Source organism: Streptomyces sp. NPDC046727, assembly GCF_040645635.1.
Taxonomy (GTDB): Bacteria; Actinomycetota; Actinomycetes; order Streptomycetales; family Streptomycetaceae; genus Streptomyces.
This window is the reverse complement of sequence record NZ_JBEYYR010000076.1, coordinates 1-9,669: the sequence shown is the minus strand read 5'-3', so window position 1 is coordinate 9,669 and position 9,669 is coordinate 1. Positions and strand designations below refer to the sequence as shown.

General features: G+C 75.4%; 2 protein-coding genes. Both read left to right on the top strand.

The features are described 5' to 3' along the window. Nucleotides 1-8,037, top strand: an 8,037-nt coding sequence (locus ABZ937_RS42415) for an SDR family NAD(P)-dependent oxidoreductase (RefSeq protein WP_361700948.1), incomplete at its 5' end; no start/stop codon positions are given. 46 nt (nt 8,038-8,083) lie between these two features. Next, a partial coding sequence (locus tag ABZ937_RS42410; protein WP_361700945.1) for a beta-ketoacyl synthase N-terminal-like domain-containing protein occupies nt 8,084-9,669 on the top strand: 1,586 nt, incomplete at its 3' end.

Genomic DNA, 9,669 nt, shown 5'->3' with positions numbered 1-9,669 from the left:
GCCTTCGACCACCGCCGCTACTGGCTGAAGACCGCCCCGGCGGCGGACGCCGCCTCGCTCGGGCAGGCCGCCGCCGACCACCCGCTGCTCGGCGCGGTCGTCCCGCTGCCCCAGTCCGACGGACTGGTCCTCACCTCCCGCCTCTCCCTGCGCACCCACCCCTGGCTGGCCGACCACGTCGTCGGCGGGGCGGTCGTCGTCCCGGCCACCGCCCTGGCCGAACTGGCCCTGCGCGCGGGCGACGAAGCCGGCACCGCCACCCTGGACGAGCTGACCGTCGAGACGCCGCTGGTACTGCCCGAGGAGGGCGGCGTACGCGTCCAGGTCGCCGTCGGCGGCCCCGACGACACGGGCGTCCGCACGATCGACGTCTACGCGGCCGGAGAGGCAGCTGAGGCCGCCGAGGCCGCCGCATGGACCCGGCACGCCACCGGGCGCCTGTCGCCCGCCCCGCTCACCAGCCCCCAGGCGAGCGCCGAGCTGACCCTGTGGCCGCCCACCGGCGCCCGCCCGGCCGACACCGACGAGCTGTACGCCGACCTGCTCCGCCTCGGCCATCCCTTCGGCCCCGCCTTCCGGGGCGTACGGGCGCTGTGGCGGCGCGGGGACGAGGTGTTCGCCGAGGTCGCCCTGCCCGAGGAGCAGCGCGCGGGCGCCGAACGGTTCGGCATCCACCCCGCGCTGCTCGACGCCGCCGTCCAGTCCGGGCTGCGGCACGCGGCCACGGCCGACCCGGACGGCACCGGGCAGCGGCTGTGGCAGCCCGCCGAGTGGCAGGGCCTGACGCTGCACGCCACCGGCGCGACCGCGCTGCGCGTGCGGCTCGCCCCGTCCGGATCCGGCCGGCTCGCGCTGGAGGCGGCCGACGAGGCCGGCGGTCTCGTCGTCACCATGGACGCCCTGGGCTTCCTGCCGCTCTCCGCCGACCAGCTGACGGCGGCCTCCGGCGACAACGGCCACTCCCTGTACCGCGTCGACTGGACGGAACTGCCCGCGCCCGCCGCGGAGGCGGAGCAGGTGCCGCAGTGGGTGCCGCTGTTCCACGCGGACGAGGTCGACATCCTCGCCGGCGCGGCGACCGGCCCCATGGTCGCCGTGGTCGAAGCGGTCACCGCCGACGGCACCGCCGCCGACGCCCTCGCCCAGACCGACCGGATGCTGGCCATGCTCCAGGCGTGGTTCGCCGCACCCAGTCTGGAGGAGTCCCGGCTGGTGGTCCTGACCCGGGGAGCCGTGCCCGCCGGTGGCGACGGCGCGGTGACGGACCCGGCCGGCGCGGCCGTCTGGGGTCTGGTCCGGGCGGCCCAGGCCGAGAACCCCGGCCGGATCGTCCTCATCGACACCGACACCGATCCGGACATCGCCTACGGCACGGCTGTCGAGCCGCTGCTCGCCACCGTCCTGGCCGCCGGTGAGCCGCAGGTGGCGGTGCGCGGTGCGGCGCTGTCGGTGCCGCGGCTGGTGCGGGCGGCCGAGGGCGGGCCGACGGTGGCGTTCCGTCCCGGGGGCACGGTCCTCGTCACGGGCGGCACCGGCTCGCTGGGCACGCTGGTGGCGCGGCACCTGGTGGAGCGGCACGGGGTACGGCACCTGGTGCTGGCCAGTCGGCGTGGCGCCGAGGCCGACGGGGCCGCGGAGCTGGTGGCCGAACTGTCGGAGCTGGGCGCCTCGGTGTCCCTCGTGGCCGCCGACGTCTCCGACCGCACGGCGGTGGCCGAGCTGCTGGCCTCGGTCCCGGCGGAGCACCCCCTGACGGGCGTGGTGCACACGGCCGGCGTCCTGGACGACGGCGTGATCGGCGCCCTCACCCCCGAGCGGATGGCGGACGTCTTCCGCCCGAAGGCCGGTGCCGCCGCGCACCTGGACGAGCTGACCCGCGACCTGGACCTGACGGCCTTCGCCGTCTACTCCTCCGGCGCAGGCCTGTTCGGCTCGGCCGGCCAGGGCAACTACGCCGCCGCCAACGCCTACCTCGACGGCCTGATGGCCCGCCGCCGCGCCGCCGGCCTGCCCGCCGTGTCGCTGGCCTGGGGCCTGTGGGAGCAGAGCACCGGCCTGACGGCCCACCTCAGCGAGACCGACCAGGCCCGCATGGGCCGGGGCGGTGTCCGGGCCCTGACCCCCGAGGAGGGACTGGCCCTCTTCGACACGGCCCTCGGCGCCGAACAGGCCCTCGTCGTGCCGATCAAGCTGGACCTGCGGGCCGCCCGCGCCGACGCGGCCTCCGGCGGCACCGTGCAGCCCCTGATGCGCGGCCTGGTCCGGGTCACCCGGCAGGCCGCCCGGACGGCCGCCGCGGGCCACAGCGGCGGCGGCCTCGCCGACCGGCTCGCCGGACTCGCCCCGGCCGAGCAGGAGGCGCTGCTGCTGGACGTCGTCCGCGGCCAGGTCGCCACCGTCCTCGGCCACGCGGGCGCCGACCAGGTCAGGGCGGAGAAGGCGTTCAAGGACGCCGGCTTCGACTCCCTCACCTCCGTCGAACTGCGCAACCGCATCCGCGAGGCCACCGGCCTCAGCCTGCCGACGACCGTCGTCTTCGACTACCCGACCCCGCTCGCCCTCGCCCGGCACCTGCACAGCCACTTCGGGCACGTCACCGCCGCACCGGCCGCCCCGGACCCGGCCGTCACCACGGCCGACCCCGGCGAGCCGATCGCGATCGTCGGCATGGCCTGCCGGCTGCCCGGCGGCGTCACCAGCCCCGAGGGCCTCTGGGAGCTGGTCCACGAGGGCCGGGACGCGATGTCCGGCTTCCCGTCCGACCGCGGCTGGGACCTGGAGGGCCTGTTCGACTCCGACCCCGGACGCGTCGGGACGTCGTACGTCGACCAGGGCGGCTTCCTCCACGACGCCGGCCTGTTCGACGCCGGCTTCTTCGGGATCTCCCCGCGCGAGGCGCTCGCCATGGACCCGCAGCAGCGGCTGCTGCTGGAGACCTCGTGGGAGGCGCTGGAGCGGGCGGGTATCGATCCCCTCGCGCTGAAGGGCACGGACGTCGGCGTGTTCTCCGGCGTGATGACCCAGGGCTACGGCTTCGGCGGCGAACTCCCTCCGGAGCTCGCCGGGTTCACGGCGACCGGCTCCGCCGGCAGCGTCGCTTCCGGCCGGGTGTCGTACGTCCTCGGCCTCGAAGGCCCCGCGGTCACCGTGGACACGGCCTGCTCGTCGTCCCTGGTCGCCATCCATCTCGCCGCGCAGGCCCTGCGGGGCGGCGAGTGCTCCATGGCGCTGGCCGGCGGCGCGACCGTCCTCGCCAACCCGTACACCTTCGTGGAGTTCTCCCGGCAGCAGGCCCTCTCGCCCGACGGCCGGTGCAAGGCCTTCTCCTCGTCCGCCGACGGCACCGGCTGGGCCGAGGGCGCGGGCGTGATCGTCCTGGAACGCCTCTCCGAGGCTCGGCGCAAGGGCCACCAGGTGCTCGCCGTGATCCGGGGCAGCGCCGTCAACCAGGACGGCGCGTCCAACGGCCTGACCGCCCCGAACGGTCCGTCGCAGCAGCGGGTGATCCGCAAGGCGCTGGCCGGCGCGGGTCTCTCGGTGTCCGACGTGGACGCGGTCGAGGCGCACGGCACCGGCACGGTCCTCGGGGACCCCATCGAGGCGCAGGCCCTCCTCGCCACCTACGGCCAGGACCGCGAAGAGCCGCTCTGGATCGGCTCGGTGAAGTCCAACATCGGTCACGCCCAGGCCGCCGCCGGCGTGGCCGGCATCATCAAGACCGTCGAAGCGCTGCGGCACGCGGTACTGCCCCCCACCCTCCACGTCGACCAGCCGTCGACCGAGGTGGACTGGTCGACGGGTGCCGTGGAGGTGCTGACCGAGGCCCGGCCCTGGCCGGAGACCGGTCGCCCGCGCCGCGCCGGTGTCTCCGCCTTCGGCGTCAGCGGCACCAACGCGCACGTGATCCTGGAGCAGGCCCCCGAGGAGCCGGCCGCCGCCCCGGCGGCCCCCGCCGACGGTGTGCTGCCGGTGGTGGTCTCGGCGCGCGGGACCGCCGCACTCGCCGGACAGGCGGACCGGCTGGCCGACTTCGTCGGCCGGACCGACGCCTCGCCGGCGGCCGTCGCGGGCGCGCTGGTCGCCCGGCGGGCGGTGCTGCCCGAGCGGGCCGTGGTCGTCGCCGGCTCACGGGAGGAGGCGGTGACCGGGCTGGCGGCGCTGGCCGCGGGCGAGCCGTCGCCGAACGTCGTCACCGGCCAGGAGAGCACCGGCACCACGGTGTTCGTCTTCCCCGGCCAGGGCTCGCAGCGCCTCGGCATGGGACGCGAACTGTACGACCGCTACCCGGTCTTCGCCCGCGCGCTGGACGAGGCCTGCGCCGCACTGGACGCGCGGCTGTCCGGCTGGGCGGACCACCCCGTCAAGGACGTCATCTTCGGTGACGTCGGCAACGCGGGCGGCGGCCTGCTCGACCAGACGGTCTTCACCCAGGCCGGGCTGTTCGCGGTGGAGTCGGCGCTGTTCCGGCTCGTCGAGTCCTGGGGCGTACGCCCGGACATGGTGGCCGGGCACTCCATCGGCGAGGTCGTCGCCGCCCACGTCGCCGGAGTCCTGTCGCTGGCGGACGCGGCGGCCCTGGTCGCGGCGCGCGGCCGGCTGATGCAGGCCCTGGCCCCGGGCGGTGCCATGGTCGCGGTCGCCGCCACCGAGGCGGAGATCGAGGAGTACCTCGGCGCGGGTGTCGACCTCGCGGCGGTCAACGCGCCCGGCTCGGTGGTCCTCTCGGGCGACGAGGGCGCCGTTCTGGCCGTTGCGGAGAAGCTGCGCGAGCAGGGCCGCCGCACCAAGCGGCTCACCGTCTCCCACGCCTTCCACTCGACCCTGATGGAACCGATGCTGGCCGACTTCACCGCGGCCCTGTCCGGCCTGACCTGGAACGAGCCGACGATCCCCGTCGTGTCCAACGTGACGGGCCGGCTCGCGGAGCCGGGCCGGCTGACCGACCCGGCGTACTGGGTGGACCACGTCCGCCGGCCGGTCCGCTTCGCCGACGGGATCGGCGCCACGGGCGGCTCCGTCTTCCTGGAACTCGGCCCCGGCGGCACGCTGACCGGCGCGATCGAGGAGTCGGCGGGGGAGGACACGGTGAGCGTCCCGGCCCTGCGCGACGACCGCGGCGAGGCCCGGACGCTGCTGCTCGCCGTCGCCGAGCTGTTCGTCCGCGGCGCGCGCGTGAACTGGACGGCCGTCCTCCCCGAGGGCGCCGCCGACGTCCCGGTGGACCTGCCGACGTACGCCTTCGAGCACCAGCACTACTGGCTGCACATGGCCCCCGCCACCGACGCGGTCGCCCTCGGCCAGAGCACGGCGGACCACCCGCTGCTCGGCGCGGTGGTGGAGGTGCCCGAGACCGGCGGTGTCCTGTGCACCTCCCGGCTCTCCCTGCGCACCCACCCCTGGCTGGCCGACCACGCCGTCGGCGGAGTCGTCCTCGTCCCCGGCACCGGCCTGGTCGAACTCGCCGTCCGCGCCGGTGACGAGGCCGGCTGCGGAGTGCTGGACGAACTCGTCATCGAGGCCCCGCTGGTCGTGCCCGAACAGGGCGGTGTCCGGGTCCAGGTCGCCGTCGGCGGACCCGACGACAACGGCCTGCGGAGCGTGGCGGTCTACTCGGCCCGCGAGAACACCGCCGGCGAGATCGGCACCGACGCCTGGACCCGCCACGCCACCGGCACCGTGACCGCGTCGGCGGCGGACACGCCCGCCTTCGACACCACGGTCTGGCCGCCGGCCGGCGCCGAACCCGTCGACCTCGACATCACCGCCTTCTACGAGGACCTGGCGAGCCACGGCTACGCGTACGGACCCGCCTTCCAGGGCCTGCGCGCGGTGTGGCGGCGCGGCGAGGAGATCTTCGCCGAGGTCGCCCTGCCCGACGAGCAGCGCGACGAAGCGACCCGCTTCGGCCTGCACCCCGCCCTGCTGGACGCGGCCCTGCACACCGATGCCTTCGCCCAGCCCGACGACGGACACAACGTCCTGCCGTTCGCCTGGAACGGACTGGTCCTGCACGCCGCCGGCGCCGCCTCCCTGCGGATACGGATCGCACCGCGCGGAACCGACGTCCTGACCCTCGTCGCGGCGGACGACGACGGCGGCCTCGTCCTGTCCGTCGACTCGGTGACCTTCCGCCCGGTGGACGTCGAGCAGCTCGACGCCGCCGCGACCGCCGACGAGGGCCGCGACGCGCTGTTCGGCGTCGCCTGGACCGAACTCCCCGCACCCGCCGGGACCACGGGGACGGCACCCGCGTGGACGCGGGTCGCCACCGCCGACGACGTGACCGCGCTGAAGGGCGAGGTCCCCGAGGCCGCCGTCCTGGAGCTGCGAGGCTCCGCCGACGGCGACGAGGAGGCGCTCGCCCGGACCGCCGCCGCCCTGGAGGTCGTCCAGGCGTGGCTCGCCGACGAGGAGTTCGAGGACGCGCGCCTGCTGGTGGTGACCCGGGGCGCGGTGCCCGCGGGCGGCGCCGCCGCGGTGACCGACGCCGCCGGCGCGGCGGTCTGGGGCCTGGTCCGCGCGGCCCAGGCCGAGAACCCCGACCGGATCGTCCTGCTCGACCTCGACCCGGCCACCGACGCCCCCTTCGACGACCACCTCGCACCGGTACTCGCCTCCGGTGAGGCGCAGGTCGCGGTCCGCGGCCCGGTGCTCTCCGTGCCGCGCCTGGTCCGGGCGGCCGAGGGCGAGTCCACGGTGGCGTTCCGGCCGGAGGGCACGGTACTGGTCACCGGCGGCACCGGATCCCTCGGCGCGCTGGTGGCGCGGCACCTGGTGGAGCGGCACGGCGTACGGCACCTCGTCCTGGCCAGCCGGCGCGGCGCCGAGGCCGAGGGCGCCACGGACCTGGCGGCCGAACTGTCCGCGCTGGGCGCCGAGTCGGTGACCCTGGTCGCCGCCGACGTCTCCGACCGCACGGCGGTGGCGGACCTGCTGAACTCGGTCCCGGCGGATCACCCCCTCACCGGTGTGGTCCACACGGCCGGCGTCCTGGACGACGGCGTCATCGGCGCCCTCACCCCCGAGCGCCTCGCCGGGGTGTTCGCACCCAAGGTGAGCGCGGTACGGCACCTGGACGAGCTGACCCGCACCCTGGACCTCACCGCCTTCGCCGTCTTCTCCTCCGCGTCCGGCCTGTTCGGCTCGGCCGGCCAGGGCAACTACGCCGCCGCCAACGCCTACCTCGACGCGGTCGCCCACCAGCGCCGGGCGGCCGGCCTGCCCGCCACCTCACTGGCCTGGGGCCTGTGGGAGCAGACCAGCGGCATGACCGCCCACCTGGGCGCTGCCGACCAGGCCCGGATGAGCCGGGGCGGCGTCCTGCCGATCGGCCCCGCCGAGGGCATGCGCCTCCTCGACGCGGCCCTGGACACCGGCGAAGCCCTCCTCGTCCCCATCAAGCTGGACCTGCGCGCCCTGCGCGCCGACGCGGCAGCGGGCCGCCCCGTGCAGCCCCTGCTGCGCGGCCTGGTCCGCACCGGCCGCCAGCCCGTCCGCGCCACGGCCGGCGACAGCGGAGGCGGACTCACCCGCCGGCTCGCCGGACTCGCCCCGGCCGAGCAGGAGGCGCTGCTCCTGGACCTCGTACGCGGCCATGTCGCGTCCGTACTCGGCCACGCCGGGGCGGAGCACGTCGGCCCCGAGACGGCGTTCAAGGACGCCGGATTCGACTCGCTCACCTCCGTGGAACTGCGCAACCGGCTCCGCGAGACCACCGGACTCAAACTCGCCGCCACAGTCGTGTTCGACTACCCGAACCCGCTCGCTCTGGCCCGCCATCTCCACGCGGAACTGGGCACCACCAACGACGCCCTGTCGCTGGTGCACGAAAAGATCGAAGACATCGAGTCGCTGATCGCCGGACTGCTTTCCGACGAGTCCAAGAAAGCCGACATCGTGCTTCGCCTCCAGGGCCTGGTCGCGAAGTGCAACGGAGCGGTCGAGGAGGCACCGGAGTCCGCGGTGGCGGACCAACTGGAATCCGCCTCCGCCGATGAGGTCCTCGACTTCATCAACGACGAACTCGGAATCGTCTGACCGCCACCTTTTCGCGGACCGTCAAACCCTCGGTGAGGAATGGAAGATGGCCACAGAGCAGGAACTCCTCAAATACCTCAAGCGCGTCACGACGGAACTGCACGACCTGCGCCGGCAGGTCCGGCGCAGCGCGGACGAGCCGGTCGCGATCGTCGGCATGGCCTGCCGGCTGCCCGGCGGCGTGACGACGCCGGAGGAGCTGTGGCGCCTGGTCGCCGAGGGCCGGGACGCCGTGTCCGACTTCCCCGCCGACCGCGGCTGGGACCTGGACGCGCTGTTCGACGACGACCCTGACAAGGCGGGCACCACCTACGCCCGCCAGGGCGGATTCCTGCGCGACGCCGGCCTGTTCGACGCCGAGTTCTTCGGTGTCTCACCCCGTGAGGCGCTGGCGATGGACCCGCAGCAACGCCTGCTGCTGGAGACATCGTGGGAAGCGCTGGAACAGGCCGGTGTCGACCCGCTCTCGCTGAAGGGCGCGGACGTCGGCGTCTTCAACGGCATCATGGGCGTCGACTACTTCATCGGCGGCAACCTCCCGCCGGAGCTGGAGGGATACGCCGGCACGGGCGGCGCGGCCAGCGTCGCCTCCGGCCGCATCTCCTACGTGTTCGGCTTCGAGGGCCCCGCCGTGACCGTCGACACGGCCTGCTCCTCCTCCCTCGTCGCCATCCACCTCGCGGCCCAGGCTCTGCGGCGCGGCGAGTGCTCGCTGGCCCTGGCGGGCGGCGCCACCGTCATGGCCACCCCGCACACCTTCGTGGACTTCTCCCGCCAGCGCGGCCTCGCCGCCGACGGCCGCTGCAAGTCGTACGCGGATGGGGCCGACGGCACGGGCTGGGCGGAGGGCGCGGGTGTCGTCGTACTGGAGCGTCTGTCGGAGGCGCGGCGCAAGGGCCACCGGGTGCTGGCGGTGATCCGGGGCAGCGCGGTCAACCAGGACGGCGCCTCCAACGGCCTGACCGCCCCGAACGGCCCCTCGCAGCAGCGGGTGATCCGCAAGGCGCTCGCCGCGGCCGGCCTGACCCCGGCGGACGTGGACGCCGTGGAGGGCCACGGCACCGGCACGGTCCTCGGCGACCCCATCGAGGCCCAGGCCCTGCTCGCCACCTACGGCCAGGACCGCGAACAGCCCTTGTGGCTCGGCTCGTTGAAGTCCAACGTCGGACACACCCAGGCCGCCGCCGGTGTCTCCGGCGTGATCAAGATGGTCCAGGCCCTGCGCCACGGCATCCTGCCCGCAACCCTGCACGCCGCCGAACCCAGCACCCGCGTCGACTGGGAAACGGGCGCGGTCCGGCTCCTCCACGAGACCAGCCCCTGGCCGGAGGTCGACCGACCGCGCCGGGTCGGCGTCTCCGGGTTCGGCGTCAGCGGCACGAACGCCCATCTGATCCTGGAGCAGGCGCCGGAGGAGTCGCCTGTGGAGCAGGTGGCTCCGGGTGGTGGCGTGGTGCCGGTGATCGTTTCGGCGCGGAGCGGTGGTGCGCTGGCGGGGCAGGCGGGGCGGCTGGCCGGGTTCGTCGGGGAGACGGAGGCGCCGCTGGCGGCTGTCGCGGGGGCGCTGGTGTCCCGGCGGGCGGTGCTGTCCGAGCGGGCCGTGGTCGTCGCCGAGGCGCGGGAGGAGGCGGT